Here is a 16,284-nt window from a genome sequence, read left to right on the forward strand (position 1 = left end):
AAACCGCAGACAAACAAAAATTTAGCAAAGTTACTTGATCCATTTCGCAGAGCACTATATATTAGCCGCCGTTGCCAAGAAACACGGCACATTGTACGACCGTAGCTCAGTTGGTTAGAGCACCACCTTGACATGGTGGGGGTCGGTGGTTCGAATCCACTCGGTCGTACCAACTTAATTTAGTTAAGTTATGTAACAGTTTTATGATACGACCGTAGCTCAGTTGGTTAGAGCACTACCTTGACATGGTAGGGGTCGGTGGTTCGAATCCACTCGGTCGTACCAACTCAACTAAAATAAGAAACACAATTCAGTACGACCGTAGCTCAGTTGGTTAGAGCACCACCTTGACATGGTGGGGGTCGGTGGTTCGAATCCACTCGGTCGTACCAACTTAACCTTGTTAAGTTACATATCTCTGTAGTACGACCGTAGCTCAGTTGGTTAGAGCACTACCTTGACATGGTAGGGGTCGGTGGTTCGAATCCACTCGGTCGTACCAAGCTGTAAGCCTCCTTTAAATTTTCTAAACGTTCTCTCTTACTGATAGTAAAACGCAAAAACTCTGCCCTATTCTAAACTTCATTCTGACATCATAAATTTCAATAATAGTGCTTGCTAATTTATCACCGTTAACCCAATAAAGTTGAGGCCGATATTTGTTAAAGCCGACAATAGAAAAAAGAAAGCCAACATTATTCAGCAAAGAACTTTTAGGTCATTGTTGTAGTTATGGTTACACTTATATTGATTGAATGGGGTAAAGATAAAAAATAGGCACCTAATTACCTGATTATTTGCCTAGCTTATATAAAGAAGTTCTGTGCTAGTTGTTGTAGTTAAACCCCTAAACACTGGGCCTTGAAACAGGATCAGGATGACTAAAAGGGCATATTTTGCTCGGTTACAGAATTCATCATACTTGGCTAAGTTCGTCATCCCGGACTGACTCCGGGATCCATGTAAAGCGTATAACAAGTACATATAATATTGTGAAAAGTGAGGCGTATCACCTTGCGAAAAGAAATGTACTCACTGTGCTTGCAGTCATTAACCCTTTGCACCCTACTTGATAATTATCTGTTTTTAAAGCAAACTCATCCTACCTCTTTATAAATATAAGGAAAGAGTATGGATACTGAGTTGTTTTCCTTTGCGTTTAATCTATTTTTGTTTATTGGTGTAGTCATTGCACTTAAAGATCGTGGTCAGATCAAAGAGCTCATTCAAAAAGTCACACATCTTCAAAAAATTATCGACTTTCAGACTGCACAAATCGACAAGCTCAAACAAGCAATACACGAGCAAGCACCTGAGCAATCATCAACAAATGTACAGGCACCGACGGAACAAGCAACTGTAGCTCCTCCCAGACAAATCCAGGCTACTGAAATTGACCAGTCACACAAATCGACTATTTCCCAATCGATTACTCCGAAGCCTCCAAAGCGACCGGTTAAAAGCCAATTTTCACTGCCTGAATTTAATTTAGATTCCCTTCTAAAAGGCAATGGTATTTTTTGGTTAGGCGCACTTATTTTATCCATCGGTGGTGTATTTCTCGCCAAATATTCAATTGAAGCAGGCCTTATGCCACCAGCTGTGCGTGTTGTTTTAGGTGCTTTATTTGGCTGTGCATTAGTGTCAGGAGCCGAACTGGTCAACCGCTTTAAAACTAAGCTCAACGTCAATACGCCTTATATCTCTGCTGCACTTGCCAGTGGTGGTGTTATTACTTGTTTTGCTATGGTTCTAGTGTCGTTTAATCACTATCACTTTCTACCTGCCAACCTCGCCTTTGTCTTTTTAGCTGTTATTGCGCTGTGCGCAACCTATTTGGCGCTGCGCTTTGGGCCTGTGCTTGCTGGAATTGGGATCATCGGTGCGTATGCCGTGCCAGCACTTGTCTCGACCGGATCTAATAATATCGGAGCGCTTTTACTCTATGTGGCTTTTGTGTCTGTATCTGCAGTATGGGTTGCAGACTACGTCAGACAAAAGTGGTTGTGGTGGCAAAGCTTTGTTGGCCATTGTGTTTGGTTTGTCGGTGCCATTGTTTTGGGTGATAAAGGTGATTTTGCTGCTGTTACCCTCTTCACTGTTGCTACCCTGTATTTTTATGTGCTCTCAAACCTACTTGGCTGGCGACTGAATTTAACCATGCACAATCCACTTCCCATTAAGTCATTGTTGATGGCAAGAAGGGAACAAGTCGCGACCCTCATCACCCTATTCTTGTTTGCCATTTACCTGATATTTTCACCTGTATTCAGTCACATGGTCATAGCAGCTTTAATTGTTACAGCCATCACTTTCGCTTCAGCTTACAGGCATAGTGCCTTAGATACTTGGCCATATTTGGCACTGTGTTTTGCGTTAATTATGTTTAGCAATATGCATCACAAAGTAGATTTTAATGACATCCTTTATCCATTTACTGGTAAATATTTGTTTATTCAAATAGCCGCATTGTTAGGAATGGCATTCAGTGTGCTTATGATTAAACGTGACGCAGTACGCCACGCTTATTTACTATTACTTGTGTTAGTACCGCTTAGCCTATTTGGGGTAAGCTATATTTCACTACCCGTAGACAGTGATACTACCCTTTACCCTGTTTGGGCTTTTGAACTCCTGCTTATCGCCGCAGTCGCAGCACTTGCCGCTGCAAAATCATCAATGCCTTTGCAACGAGTGACATTTTTAGTGTTGGCAAATGCCATGCTGACCTTGTGTTTGACCATGTTGTTATCGGCAAGTACGCTGACCTTGGCCATAGCAGCGCAAGTCGCATCCATGAGCTATTTAAGTTGGAAGTACAAGGTTGAGCTCCCTGATTGGCTATACAAAGTAGCCTTATTAGTTGTGGTTGCTCGATTATCTGTGGCCCCTTGGGCACTTGACTATAAACATGAAACCATTTTAGGTATCCATTGGACACTCATCGTCTACCCAATTGCGCTGGCTTTAGTTTGGTTTGCAGCAAAATATAATCCATCCAAGGTGCTTAATACTTGGTTTATGGGCGTGTTTATTCACTTATGTGCGCTACTTGTCACCACCGAAACCAGCTATTTACTAGTTGGGGATTATCCTGACTTTGATAATTTAAGTTATCAAGAAGGCATCGTTTTATCCTTAAACTGGTTAATTTTGGCAGGTGTATACTATTGGCGCAGTCAGTTTACACAAAACCTACACAAACTATACATGATTGGTGGCAGCATATTACTCGGTGCAAATGGCCTGATACATGTGCAATTCTCGTTGTTTGAAAGCCCGTTTATACACAGTCAACACGTAGGCGGATATGTTATAAACTGGTTGTGGATCCAATGGCTTGCACCTGTATTATGCCTGTATGGGTTTATACACTTTAAGCTAGTTAAAGCGCACTTTAACCGTTTTATTTATGTGGCGATGGCCATACTTGGCTTTATGTTTATCAACGGTGAAATACGCACCTTATTTAATGATGGCTTCATCAATTGGCATTTGGGGATGGAAGAAGCGGAGCTATACACTTATTCGATTGTCTGGTTATTGATCTCAACCACAACAATTTTTGTCGCGCAGCACTTTAATCATAAGCACTTAATCAATATTGGCTTTATCGGTCTAGCCATGGTGATTTTAAAAGCCTTTATGGTCGATATGTCTAATCTTGAGGGGCTGCTCAGAGCCTTATCATTCATAGGCTTAGGCTTATGTTTGGTGGGTGTGGGTTGGCTATTTCAAAAAATGCAGCCCAAGTCCGCTGCTAGCGTTTCAGGCAAAGAGAGTTAATTGCCAGCAATCATAAGCGAGTGCAGGTCACTCGCTTTTTTTCAATCACAAAAAGATTAACTTGAACTTTTATTTTTACTGGGCAGGACTTCTGAAAAACCGTCATCATACAAGTCAATCACACTTTCAAACCCATATTGCGGGGTCCAACCCAATTCGCTTTGCGCCTTAGCTGAGTCATAAACTCTGTCTAAGGTTTGTGGTAAAGACCAACCACGCTGTTTAAACAGCGCCACCAGTTTTGGTGATCGTGCGCGTAAAACGGCCTCACAATCGTAAAATAATTGCTCACAGCAACTTAAATCGAACGGTGTTTTCCCTGAAATAATAAAACGATTAAAACCTGGCAACGCTTTTTCAATGGCACTGCGGTGCGCAGACGCCACATCTCGGTAGTCAATTCCTCGATTTAACCGATACAGTGCCATTTGCTCAACTGGCTCTGGGAAACATCTCGACATTTGTAGTACAGTCACGGCGAAAGCAAACTCATTGCTTATCGCCCTAAGTGCTTTTTCCGCCTCAATTTTAGTATGATGGTAGATAGTTTTAGGTAAAGGTTTTGTCTGCTCTGTCACCCACCCTACTCGACCATTCGGCGTGCTTGCATGCCCGTATAACGCTGTGGTACTGGTAAACACGAACTGCTTTACACCATAGGCGATGGCAAGCTCTGCTAATTTTATAGTCGCCAAAACATTCACGTCATGAAACATCTCGTCACTCATATGACCGATATGCGGCGCATGGAGTGCCGCGGTATGCACAACCACATCAACCCCTTCAAGTGCCTGTTGTAAAAGTGCTTCATCTCGAATATCTCCAATAAAATCTGCGGTTGAACAAGGTGTGCTATCCAAGCCCACAACCTGATATGTGTGTGCCAAATTAATATAAATGGCTCGACCAACGCGTCCAGCGGAGCCTGTAACTAAAACCTTCATAAACCACTCAGTGTGACTATCATTGCTTTTATTGTAACAAACGAAAAAGGGCCTTTAAATCGGCCCTTTACTTAGTTTAATTCGTGTATCGTCTTTCTCGGCTTCAGTTTAGGCGACTGACAAGAATAAGGTCTTATCTCGCAAAATATGGCCGAGCTATACCCCAAGTAAGCTATTGAGTGCAGAATGCACTTGCATCTTGGCTTTTTCTTCAGTGTAAGGTGTAACCGCCAAAAGCGGAAAGTTGAGCCGTTGCTTTAACGTCTCAAGGTTTGCGTCGTACTCGGCCATGTTTGGGTCAATTTGATTGGCAATCCAGCCAACACATTTTGCACCTGAAGCCTCAATAGCTTGCGCTGTCAAAAACGCATGATTTAAACAACCAAGTTTCATGCCGACAACCAAAATTACAGGTAGGTTTTGCTCCGCAACCCACGTTGACAAAAAATCCTCGTCATTGATAGGTAACGCCCAGCCACCAGCCCCTTCTACTAAGGTAAACTCAGCACCTAGTGTAGAAACATCAGCCAGTTTATTGGTCAAATCCTGCTTTGAAATATGCACACCTGCTCGACTTGCAGCGATATGCGGCGCAATCGGTGGTGCAAAGCAAAACGGATTAATTTGCTCATAGGTGCCGTGTACATTTGCCGCTTCCATTAAAGTTAAAGCATCTTCGTTGACCAGCTCGCCAAACGCTTCTTCAGCACCAGCGGCAATGGGCTTAAAACCAAGTGCCTTTTTCTTTTTTGAGACGAGATACTTAAGCAGCAAACTCGTGACATACGTTTTGCCAACTTCAGTATCTGTGCCGGTAATAAAAAACTGACTCATTATTTTGTTAACTCCAAAAATGCCACTTCGTAACTAACATGGGCGAAGCCATCGACTAACGGATAAGCTTTTAACAAAGCCTGATAACTTTCTTTACCTACTAAGCCACGGCGCGTATCCGCATTGTTTAACTGGTTTGCACCTATGCTTTTAACCGATTTAAGTGCCTCGCGTGGAGTGTTATAAATATCCACCAAGCAACGTTTGCTCATCGAGCGGATCGAAAACCCAGCTTGCCTTGCTATCTGCTGTATGTCCTCAAATCGCGTGAATTGGTTGACATGACAATGACCATCTACCCCCTGCCAAGCTTTGGCAATTTCACGTAACGAACCATCAATAACAATGGATAAATGCGCACTGCCACCAGCCTTTAACACGGTATTCAAACGGCTAAATAATGTTGGTAAATCACTGCTCCACTGCATCGCAAAATTACTAAACACACATTCCACAGACTCAGCTTGCAAAGGCAATGCATCCATATCCGCGCACACTTTCATGGCGGATGCTGGCCCTTGCTTTAACATGCCTTCGCTCAGGTCCAAAGCCACTAAAGTATCGCACTTTTGTGACAACACACCATGATGCTGCATAGGCCCTGCACCTAAATCCAACATAGTGTTGTAACGACGGTTTAAACCCGCAAACAGGATTTCGGCAGAGCGTTGTTGCACGTTGGCGTGCTTAATATACTGTGCAGACGCGCGTGAGAACTTATGTGCAATATTCAGTTTTAACACAGCACTCATACAACCTCCTTAAGGCACTGCACCAAGTATTCGATGTCAGCTTGCTGGTGTGCTGCGGTGAGGGTCACACGCAATCTAGCAGTATTGTGTGGCACCGTTGGCGGTCTAATCGCGGTCAGCCAAATCCCTTTTTGTGCAAGGCGTTGCTGAGCATTTAGCGTGCTTTGCGCATCACCCAATACAATAGGCTGAATCGCACTATTTGACGCTTGTACAGGAATGCCCGCATCGCCACAAATCGCTTTAAATTGCGCAATGTGGCGATGTAGTGCCTCACGAGCGCTATGACTATCGCATAGTCGCTCTAGCTGCGTCGATGCAATCTCAGCTAAAGCTGGTGACATGGCCGTTGAGTAGGTGTATTCACGATTAAACTGTACCATGTAATCAATCACCCGCTTGCTTGAGAGCACAGCAGCGCCTTGACACCCCATGGCTTTACCAAAAGTGATGACCAAAATATCTGGCCTCACATTGGACTCAACAGAGCCTAAACCATTTTCACCGCACACCCCGAAACTGTGCGCATCATCAATCATCAACCAAGCACTGTGGGTATCAGCCAAAGACTTCAGCTCATGCAACGGCGCGCCATCGCCATCCATTGAGAAAATACCTTCACTGACAATAAGCTTGTTTTGGGCGCGTGTTTTTTCCAAACGCGCGCGCAAATGACCCATGTCGTTGTGATTAAACCTGACCAGCTTAGCGCTGCTGTTCAGCCCACCATCGATGAGACTGGCATGATTGAGCTTGTCTTGAAACATAGCGCTATCTTGGCCAGCTTTATTATCATGAAATAAAGTGCTGAGCACACTAAAATTAGCGCCAAAGCCACTGGCAAACAGCATCGCCCGCTCATAGCCGAGCAAATTACATAATTTGGCTTCTAGCAGTCGGTGAGTACGCTGATATCCAGTAACTAGTGCAGAGCTTTTGCTGCCAGCAACAAAGTCACCGGATACAGCTTGATCTGCAAGCGCTAAATAATCATTACTGGCAAAGTTTAAGTACTGCTGCCCATCAACCTGGATATGACGAGCAGACACTTTATCTATGCAGATACGGCGACGCTGTAGCGCGTCACGTGCTTTGTCTTCTAGCGCTTGATCTATAAATTCAAACGCCATTTATTTTGCTTCGTAGAATAGCTCTGACGTTGCTTTGTCTGCAATTGCAGAGTTTAAAGACGCTTCATACGCTTCATCTGAGTAATCTTCGCGCGTCTCTGGCTTCATACCTAACTTTTTAAGTAGGTTCATATCCGCATCTGCTTCAGGGTTTTCTGTGGTTAATAGCTTATCACCATAGAAAATCGAGTTTGCGCCAGCAAAGAAACACATTGACTGCATTTGCTCATTCATTGCTGTACGACCAGCTGATAAACGCACATAGCTCTCTGGCATCATAATACGCGCCACAGCAATAGTACGGATAAACTCAAAATGATCTAAATCTTCCACATCTTCAAGTGGTGTACCTGCTACTTTTACTAGCATGTTGATTGGTACACTTTCAGGCTGTTTTGGTAAATTTGCTAACTGCATTAATAAACCGTAGCGGTCAGCTGCTTGCTCACCCATACCTACGATACCACCAGAACAAACCTTCATACCTGCATCGCGCACATGATCTATGGTATTTAGTCGGTCTGCGTAAGTACGTGTTGTGATAATCTGCTCGTAATATTCAGGAGAGGTATCTAGGTTATGATTATAATAATCTAGACCAGCATTTCTTAGTGCATGTGCTTTTTCGTTGTCTAGCTTTCCTAGCGTCATACAAGTTTCTAGACCAAGTGCGCTAACTTCTTTAACCATTTTTTCAATGTATGGCATGTCTCTGTCTTTAGGATCTGACCAAGCAGCGCCCATACAAAAACGGGTTGCGCCCTTCTCTTTAGCTAGTTTTGCTTGATTGACCACCTTTTCCACTTCCATCAGTCTTTCTCTTTCTAGGTCTGTTTTGTAATGACCCGACTGCGGACAGTATTTACAATCTTCTGGACATGCACCTGTTTTGATCGACAGAAGAGTAGAGATCTGGACTTCATTTTGTTTGAAATTTTTGCGGTGTACACTCGCAGCATAAAAAAGTAAATCGTTGAAAGGCATTTCAAATAATGCTTTTACTTCTGCGTGTTTCCAATCGTGACGAACGATGCCATATTCCATAACTTAATCTCTTCTTTTTCTGGTTTTTTTTCGCCAGATAATTTGACGGTGATTGGCTTAGTCTACTTCTTGCTTTAGTATTGTCAACGAGTGATGAGCAAACAAGGTTTACAAATGAATAAAAATCAACCGATTGATCTCGATTTTGACAAGCAGCATATTTGGCACCCATATACATCGATGATTGATCCACTGCCTGTTTACCCAGTGACACACACAGACAAAAACCGGATCTTCCTAGAAACTGGTGAATCGTTGATCGATGGTATGGCATCATGGTGGAGCGCTTTACACGGTTACAACCACCCCAAACTGGTAAAATCCATGACTGAGCAAGCTAGCCAAATGAGTCATGTGATGTTTGGCGGTATTACCCATGCACCAGCTGTAAACCTATGTAAAAAACTCGTCGAAATCACACCTGAGCCTTTACAGCGCGTGTTTTTAGCCGATAGCGGTTCTGTAAGCGTTGAAGTTGCTATTAAAATGGCTTTGCAGTATTGGTTGAGCCAAGGGCGTCAGTCTAAAAATAAGTTAATGACAGCAAAAAAAGGTTACCACGGCGATACATTTGCAGCGATGAGTGTATGCGACCCAGTCAACTCCATGCACAGCATGTATCAAGGTTTTTTACCTGAACATGTCTTTGTTGAAGCACCACAGTCTAAATTCAATGCACAACAAGAAGAAGCGGAACTCGCCACCTTAGAACAAGCATTCGCAGAGCATCATACCGAACTTGCAGCATTTATAATCGAGCCGATTGTGCAAAACGCCGGTGGTATGAACTTTTACAACCCCGCATATTTGAAAAAGCTTCGCGCACTTTGCGATCAATACGATGTGTTGTTGATCCTCGACGAAATAGCCACTGGATTTGGCCGAACAGGCAAGATGTTCGCCTGCGAACACGCAGATATCGCACCCGATATCTTGTGTGTAGGCAAAGCACTCACAGGCGGTTGCATGACTTTATCCGCCACGCTAACCACAGATAAAGTGGCATTGGGAATTAGCCAAGGCGAGGCCAAAGTCTTAATGCACGGCCCAACCTTTATGGGCAACCCGCTCGCATGCGCTACCGCAATTGCAAGTCTCGAGCTGCTTGAACAAACAGATTGGCAAGCAAATGTAGAAAGAGTCTACCAAGCCATGCAAAACCTGCATCGTTGCGAGACACTTGATGCAGTCAAAGAAGTCCGGACACTTGGTGCCATTGGCGTGGTCGAATTATTCGAAACCGTTGATGTGGCAAAAATCCAGAAGTTCTTCATTCAAAAAGGCTTGTGGATCCGACCATTTGGAAAATTAATCTATATTATGCCGCCTTATATCACGTCAAATGAAGACATTGCACATTTGAGCCACGGTATTTACCAAGCGATCGAGCAAAAAGCGTATTAAAATCGTGCTGTACCAGCGCACCTCTATCCCTGGGCTGGTACAAAACATTCGCTAGATGATTATTGTTCAAACAAGTCTGTATATATTCCAACCACATACGATGAAAAGTATCATTTTTTCATAATGTTTGATGAATTGTACCTGAAATTACTTCAGCTTTTTGATACAATACGCCTCTTATTTTTAATAATCTAGCAAGCTGAGAAGTAGTAAGTATGCAACAATCCGTCCAATTGCAGCCGGCAGAGGCCTATCAGCCACCTCGCTTTACTGTGTATCAACACCGTCAAATTGATAAAATCGAACAGCTCGATAAGCTACCTGAGCACCTTCGTTTTCAAATGAAGGTCGTTGCTAACGTTTTCCCATTTCGTGTAAATAATTACGTTATTGACGAACTGATTGATTGGGACAAGGTGCCTAACGATCCAGTATTCCAGCTCACATTCCCTCAGCGCGGCATGCTTGACGATGAGTCTTATGACGAAATGGCTGCTTTATTGAAGCGCGATCACACACCAGAAGAAGTGTTCGAGCTTGCAACCAAACTAAGACAAAAGCTTAACCCACACCCAGCAGGTCAAATGGACAAAAACGTACCGTCTTTTGAAGGCGAAAACGTAGCTGGTGTTCAACACAAGTATAAAGAAACAGTGCTGTTCTTCCCTGCGCAAGGACAATACTGCCACTCTTACTGCACTTTCTGTTTCCGTTGGGCGCAATTTGTTGGTAAGGCAACGCGTTTCAACAATAACGATGAAGAGCTACTGCACAGATATCTTGAAGAACACACAGAAGTCACTGACCTACTTATGACAGGTGGTGATCCTATGGTTATGCGTACTGTTAAATTGCGTAAATACCTAGAGGCACTTAAAGAGCCAAGATTTGATCATATCCGCACAATCCGAATTGGTACTAAGTCTTTAACTTTCTGGCCTTTCCGATACGTGACAGATCCAGATGCAAAAGACTTACTCGCTCTTATCAAAGAGCTTGTTGATGCAGGTAAACACGTGTCATTCATGGCACACGTAAACCACAAACAAGAACTACGCACTGATGTTGCTAAAGAAGCTATCAAGCTTATCCGTAAAACTGGTGCGCAGATCAGAACGCAAGCGCCTTTGCTTAACCACCTAAATACAGATCCAAATATGTGGGCAGAAATGTGGAAAGAGCAAACACAGATGGGCATGATCCCATACTACATGTTCATTGAACGTGATACAGGCGCAAAACGTTACTTTGAATTACCACTTCACAAAACGTGGGAAATCTTTAAAGATGCGTATAAGCAAGTATCTGGTGTAAGCCGAACGGTTCGTGGCCCATCAATGAGTGCAGGCCCAGGTAAAGTTGAAATTTCAGGCGTTACTGAAATTAACGGCGAAAAAGTATTTGCTCTGCGCTTTATCCAAGCACGTAACCCTGAGTGGGTACAACGTCCATTCTTTGCAAAGTTTGACGAGAACGCTCACTGGCTAGATGACTTGAAACCAGCATTTGGCGAAGAAAAGTTCTTCTGGCAAGAAGAATACGAAGCGATGTAACACAGAAAAAAGCCGACTTTAAAGTCGGCTTTTTACCATTCAAACATATGTGCCATTTTACTTATGGTTTTTAATGCAACGCCATGTTGGTTTCGCTTGGCATATAGGTGCTGCATTGATTTATCTTTAACCTCTCCCACGATCACCTCTTTAACTTGGTAACCCATTGCATGTGCAGCACTGACGTAAGCGATAAATTCCCACTTTTTAATGTTGGTATTATCAAGAATAACCAGAGGCATACCTTCAGCCATTGCATTTATAAAACGTGCAATGTTCAGGTTGTGAAACTGAGGTAGTTTGGCTTTATTGAACTCATAATGGCCTTGTTCGTCAGTGAAATAATCATCGGTAGAGCAAATGGTGTACCTTGATTCATCACCCGAGACAAGTTCATCGGCCAATGTGTGCGCATAGTGTGTTTTGCCAGAGCCCGGCAACCCTCTAAGAATAAAAGCTTGTTTCATTTAGTGAAAATTCATTCCGACTATTTTTATTTATAACCGAGCTATAATGCCATAAAAATGTGCTGTCGCACAGTCTTCTATACCCCGTAAAACAAAGTGATAAGTCAAATATTGGTCGCAATCGTCAAATTTTTTTGAAATAGCGCCATTTGGTAGTTTTTTTATGTAGCCATCAGAGGTAAGATACCGATCACGTGACTCCAAACACAACAAGCAAATTGCGTTAAAAAACCGAGTCACAACAGAATTTGCGCTCAGTGCATTGAAATTTGTGCTGGTGAGCATATATAGACAAAAACAAGCTGGGCACTTTTAGCCCTTTTTACAAATCATTTTGGAGTAAAGATGAGCCACATAGCGATAACGGAGCTACTAGCAGGCACCGTTGCGGTAGACAGCCAAGTTACAATCAAAGGCTGGATCCGTACACGACGCGATTCAAAAGCGGGTATTTCATTCCTTGCCGTCCACGACGGTTCTTGTTTCGACCCTATTCAAGCAGTAGTACCTAATTCGCTTAATAATTATGAAGAAGTAACGAGCCTAACTGCTGGTTGCTCTGTGGCTGTAACAGGTGTGCTTGTTGAATCACAAGGTAAAGGCCAAAGCTTTGAACTACAGGCTAACTCTGTAGAAGTACTTGGCTGGGTAGAAAACCCAGACACGTACCCTATGGCTGCAAAGCGCCATTCAATCGAATATCTTCGTGAGCATGCACATCTTCGTCCTCGTACGAATGTAATAGGTGCAGTAACGCGTGTTCGTAACTGTTTATCACAAGCGATTCACAGATTCTTCCACGAGCAAGGTTACATGTGGATCAGCACACCTATTATCACTGCAAGTGACTGTGAAGGTGCAGGTGAGATGTTCCGTGTATCTACTTTAGATATGAACAACCTGCCTCGTACAGACAAAGGCGACGTTGATTACAATGAAGACTTCTTCGGTAAAGAGGCCTTCCTTACGGTATCTGGCCAGCTAAACGGTGAGACATACGCAAGTGCGATGTCAAAAATCTATACTTTTGGTCCTACGTTCCGTGCTGAAAACTCAAATACATCACGTCATCTAGCTGAATTCTGGATGGTAGAGCCAGAAGTTGCATTTGCTGATCTAGATGATGTTGCAAATCTGGCTGAGAGCATGTTGAAGTATGTGTTTAAAGCGGTATTAGAAGAGCGCCGTGATGACATGGAGTTCTTTGCTCAACGTATAAACAAAGAAGCGATCTCTCGTCTTGAAAGCTTTGTAGATAAAGATTTTGCTCAAGTAGACTACACAGATGCAATCGACATCTTGAAAGCGTCTGGTAAGAAGTTCGAATTTGACGTTGAGTGGGGTGTAGACCTTCAGTCAGAGCACGAACGCTACCTAGCTGAAGAGCACTTTAAAGCACCTGTGGTTATCAAAAACTACCCACGTGATATTAAAGCATTCTACATGCGTCAAAACGAAGACGGCAAAACTGTTGCTGCAATGGACGTTGTAGCACCAGGTATTGGCGAGATTATCGGTGGATCTCAGCGTGAAGAGCGTTTAGACGTATTGGATGCACGTTTAGAAGAAATGGGCTTAGACAAAGAAGATTACAGCTGGTACAGAGACCTTCGTAAATACGGTACTGTACCACACTCCGGTTTCGGTCTAGGCTTTGAGCGCCTAGTTGCATACGTGACTGGAATGGCAAACGTTCGTGACGTTATCGCATTCCCACGCACTAAAGGCAGCGCAACTTACTAGACTGGCCTAGTTTAAAAATGAAAGCCCCGTTATTACGGGGCTTTTTTGTTTCCACGCTTTGTTCTTTGAAGAACAATAGCTTGTGGTGATTTTTTCTTTTGCTTGCGCACAACTTAAAGTGGATTCTGAGGCAAGCTCAGAATGACGACGGAGGTATGAATACAACAAACACGTTGTGTTAAACCGCCAGCGGAGTTATCGCCAGTTTCAAAATGAGTACAAAGACGATATAGATTCTGAAGCATGAATAGAATAACTGGCGTTTTAATACACCAAAATGCTCAGAATGACGAAGAGGAATATACCCTCGTCACTCTGAACTCGATTCAGAGCCCAATTCCTTAGGTTAAACCACTAACGTATACGTATTATGGCAAGAGCTTCAATTGTAAAACCTGGCTTGCCTATTAATTGTTCAATACGTAAGTCTTACATGCACCAAGATCTGTATAGCGATGTGCATGGCCTAAAGTTTGAGGTGCCACACCGTGCAATGGGCCGCCATTTACCTCCCAGTTTTTACCTTCAAAGCTTACTACATCACCTGTACTATATACACTCGGGTACGGCTGCCACTGCTGTGCACATGGTTGACACTTAGGTAGCTCTTGAGCAATTACATCCAATAGCTTGTAGTCGTCATCGCGTGAGTCTTGATGCAGCTCCCATATAAAAATTCCTGGATAACCGTTTTGTGATACAAAATCCGTTTTCGTCTTTAGTAACTCAGGTGTTTCCCAAAAATGTACATAGTTGTCTAGCTCGTAAAAGCCTTGATCGTAATCAATGCCCTCTCCTTTGACGATAACATCGACTATTTCTCTGGCTGTAAGCGTTTTCACAGGCCCACTGCCCAAGGGAAATGATTTATTGTAAAAAGGGATACCAAGGCTGGTCTTCGCGACTTCATATTTCGTTATCATACTTTGACTCCAAGGTGCTGGGTGTACCAAACCGCCATGAATATACTCCCAAGCAGCATGGTGATTTTTAGGAGAACCACCCCATCCGCCAGTATAGTCGTAAGCCATAAAGCGAATAATATCTGCATATTCATCTAGATCTTTATGGAAATTGATCCCTGACCAACCACCAGCCTGAACATCTACTGAAACCTCTAAATGCTGAGGTAACTTTTCACGTAGTTCTTTAACTAAGTTTAATAAGTACGCACTCTCAACCGGGTTTGGCTGGTTATATGTACTCCAGTCTTCCCAATCAACATCAATACCATCTAGTTGGTGTAACTCAGCATACGCGACTAAATTGTCAACCAAGTTGCTTCGGGCCTTCGCATCCATAGATAGGAAATCTACCCCTGCTCCACCAACAGACAACATTACACCTGTATTATTTTCATGCGCATGTGCCACAATGTCATCAATATAACGATCAGTTTCTGTCGTATCCATGGTGCCATCAGAGCGAGGATAGGCGAAAGCAACAATAATATGAGTGAGCTGATCTGTCGCAAGATCCCTTACATCAAGTTCACCACCAGCGGGGTAGCCCCAAGTTGAATAAAAGCCTTCGACTCTAGGGCAAGACTCTGCACTTATAGCACTTGTTGCTATTGTACCAAGACATGCAGCAGTCAATGCTGCAATGCAATTTCGTTTAAACATAACCTTCTCCATGTTGTTAAAAAGTGTATCCTTACTTTAAGTAACACGAATAACCTTCACAGAGTATTGAATTTTTATACGGTCAATATGTACCTTTTTTATTAGGCTTATATTGTTAAAAACAACAAATAAAATGTTTAATTGCCACAGCTTGCAAATCCAAAAAACCGCTAACCGCTAGTGCTTTGTGTTAAACGCATGATTTTTCATCACAGTTGCAACAACTTTAAATACATCGATCCAAGCTTGCCTTAACTCTGAATTCCAATCGCTCCCCAATCCCTTTTTCAAGGTATACAGTAATGCGTTCCCAACAAGTGTGAAATGCTCAGGTTTAACTCCATAGTTGACATGCCGCTCGGCCAGTTTTTGCAGAACCGGGACCAATGCGTCTATATCGTCTAAAGAATTGACTGCAACTTTTAAAGTCGCCATTAACTTTTGGCCTTGGCTTTTAATACTGTTTTTAAATAACGATTTAAGCGACGGGTCATATTCGAAAAGTGTAGTGTAAAAAATATCAGCCGCCTGTTCTGAAATAGGTTCAACCTTTGCAAAACTTTCTTGTACTAACTGCTTTTGTCTCTGTGATATGCTCATATTAACATCCGAGATTTATGGCTCTGTTAACAACTCTAGACCCTATAACTCAATCTGGCTAATAATACGTAATATCACAATAAAATTGGTTATTCCCCCACTTGTATAAACCCGTTAAACCATGAAAAAAAATCAAGCTAACCGCTAATCAACACTGCGTTCCATAGTTTTCGATTGGACACAACCCGCTCCCAGATATCAAGCTATGACCTAACAACAAAATGACCAATGAATTTACATAGCAACGCCAGTAGATTCCAACTCTAAAAACAAATAGTTGTAGATCAATGTGATCACCGCCCTACTATTATTACTTCTTTCAGTATCGAATCTACTTAAGCCGAAATGATAGGTCAATGTGGAAACCACCACTGTTCTGAAAAAGTATAATCGCCAATACAA

12 protein-coding genes and 4 tRNA genes are annotated in these 16,284 nt (G+C 42.9%); 8 read left to right on the plus strand and 8 right to left on the minus strand.

Translation table 11 applies throughout. The features are described 5' to 3' along the window. Positions 1-95: 95 nt before the first annotated feature. From J8M00_RS09820 to J8M00_RS09840, 5 genes are all read left to right on the plus strand, one after another. Positions 96-172 (plus strand) — tRNA-Val (locus tag J8M00_RS09820). 36 nt (positions 173-208) lie between these two features. Beyond that, positions 209-285, plus strand: a tRNA-Val gene (locus J8M00_RS09825). A gap of 30 nt (positions 286-315) precedes the next feature. Continuing rightward, positions 316-392: transfer RNA gene (locus J8M00_RS09830), tRNA-Val, on the plus strand. Between the two features lie 33 nt (positions 393-425). Continuing rightward, positions 426-502, plus strand: a tRNA-Val gene (locus J8M00_RS09835). Positions 503-1,131: 629 nt separating this feature from the next. Next, positions 1,132-3,786 (plus strand): DUF2339 domain-containing protein, encoded by a 2,655-nt coding sequence (locus J8M00_RS09840; protein WP_211010087.1) that lies wholly within the window; start codon positions 1,132-1,134, stop codon positions 3,784-3,786. Positions 3,787-3,842: 56 nt separating this feature from the next. Here the strand turns inward: J8M00_RS09840 and J8M00_RS09845 are convergent, their stop codons facing one another. From J8M00_RS09845 to bioB, 5 genes are all read right to left on the minus strand, one after another. Continuing rightward, positions 3,843-4,730, minus strand: coding sequence for an NAD-dependent epimerase/dehydratase family protein (locus J8M00_RS09845; RefSeq protein WP_211010088.1), 888 nt, complete (start codon positions 4,728-4,730; stop codon positions 3,843-3,845). Positions 4,731-4,886: 156 nt separating this feature from the next. After that, positions 4,887-5,564 (minus strand): dethiobiotin synthase, encoded by a 678-nt coding sequence (bioD, locus tag J8M00_RS09850; RefSeq protein ID WP_211010089.1) that lies wholly within the window; start codon positions 5,562-5,564, stop codon positions 4,887-4,889. Further along, a complete protein-coding gene (locus J8M00_RS09855; RefSeq protein WP_211010090.1) occupies positions 5,564-6,316 on the minus strand; it encodes a methyltransferase domain-containing protein in 753 nt (250 codons plus the stop codon). The genes bioD and J8M00_RS09855 overlap by 1 nt, the downstream gene beginning before the upstream one ends. Continuing rightward, complete coding sequence (locus tag J8M00_RS09860) at positions 6,313-7,446, minus strand: aminotransferase class I/II-fold pyridoxal phosphate-dependent enzyme (RefSeq protein ID WP_211010091.1); 1,134 nt, start codon at positions 7,444-7,446, stop codon at positions 6,313-6,315. Before J8M00_RS09860 ends, J8M00_RS09855 begins: the two co-directional genes overlap by 4 nt. Continuing rightward, complete coding sequence (gene bioB / locus J8M00_RS09865) at positions 7,447-8,490, minus strand: biotin synthase BioB (protein ID WP_211010092.1); 1,044 nt, start codon at positions 8,488-8,490, stop codon at positions 7,447-7,449. It abuts the gene before it with no gap. 114 nt (positions 8,491-8,604) lie between these two features. On the opposite strand from bioB, the gene bioA reads away from it, so the two are divergent. Both bioA and J8M00_RS09875 read left to right on the plus strand, forming a co-directional pair. After that, a complete protein-coding gene (gene bioA, locus J8M00_RS09870) occupies positions 8,605-9,894 on the plus strand; it encodes an adenosylmethionine--8-amino-7-oxononanoate transaminase (protein ID WP_211010093.1) in 1,290 nt (429 codons plus the stop codon). A gap of 215 nt (positions 9,895-10,109) precedes the next feature. Further along, the gene (locus J8M00_RS09875; protein WP_211010094.1) at positions 10,110-11,447 is read left to right on the plus strand and encodes a KamA family radical SAM protein; all 1,338 of its coding nucleotides are present in this window, start codon (positions 10,110-10,112) and stop codon (positions 11,445-11,447) included. A gap of 32 nt (positions 11,448-11,479) precedes the next feature. Here J8M00_RS09875 and J8M00_RS09880 read toward each other — a convergent pair whose 3' ends face one another. Next, positions 11,480-11,914 carry an AAA family ATPase gene (locus J8M00_RS09880; protein WP_211010095.1) on the minus strand — a complete coding sequence of 145 codons (435 nt, stop codon included), beginning with the start codon at positions 11,912-11,914 and terminating at the stop codon, positions 11,480-11,482. A 345-nt stretch (positions 11,915-12,259) separates the two neighbouring features. Here J8M00_RS09880 and asnS point away from each other — a divergent pair, with 345 nt between their 5' ends. Continuing rightward, positions 12,260-13,657 (plus strand): asparagine--tRNA ligase, encoded by a 1,398-nt coding sequence (gene asnS, locus J8M00_RS09885; RefSeq protein ID WP_211010096.1) that lies wholly within the window; start codon positions 12,260-12,262, stop codon positions 13,655-13,657. Between the two features lie 407 nt (positions 13,658-14,064). Here the strand turns inward: asnS and J8M00_RS09890 are convergent, their stop codons facing one another. Beyond that, positions 14,065-15,282 carry a glycoside hydrolase family 18 protein gene (locus J8M00_RS09890; protein WP_211010097.1) on the minus strand — a complete coding sequence of 406 codons (1,218 nt, stop codon included), beginning with the start codon at positions 15,280-15,282 and terminating at the stop codon, positions 14,065-14,067. 177 nt (positions 15,283-15,459) lie between these two features. Then, complete coding sequence (locus J8M00_RS09895; protein ID WP_211010098.1) at positions 15,460-15,882, minus strand: globin family protein; 423 nt, start codon at positions 15,880-15,882, stop codon at positions 15,460-15,462. Positions 15,883-16,284: the final 402 nt, after the last annotated feature.

The organism is Pseudoalteromonas luteoviolacea (genome assembly GCF_018100925.1).
GTDB lineage: Bacteria > Pseudomonadota > Gammaproteobacteria > Enterobacterales > Alteromonadaceae > Pseudoalteromonas > Pseudoalteromonas obscura.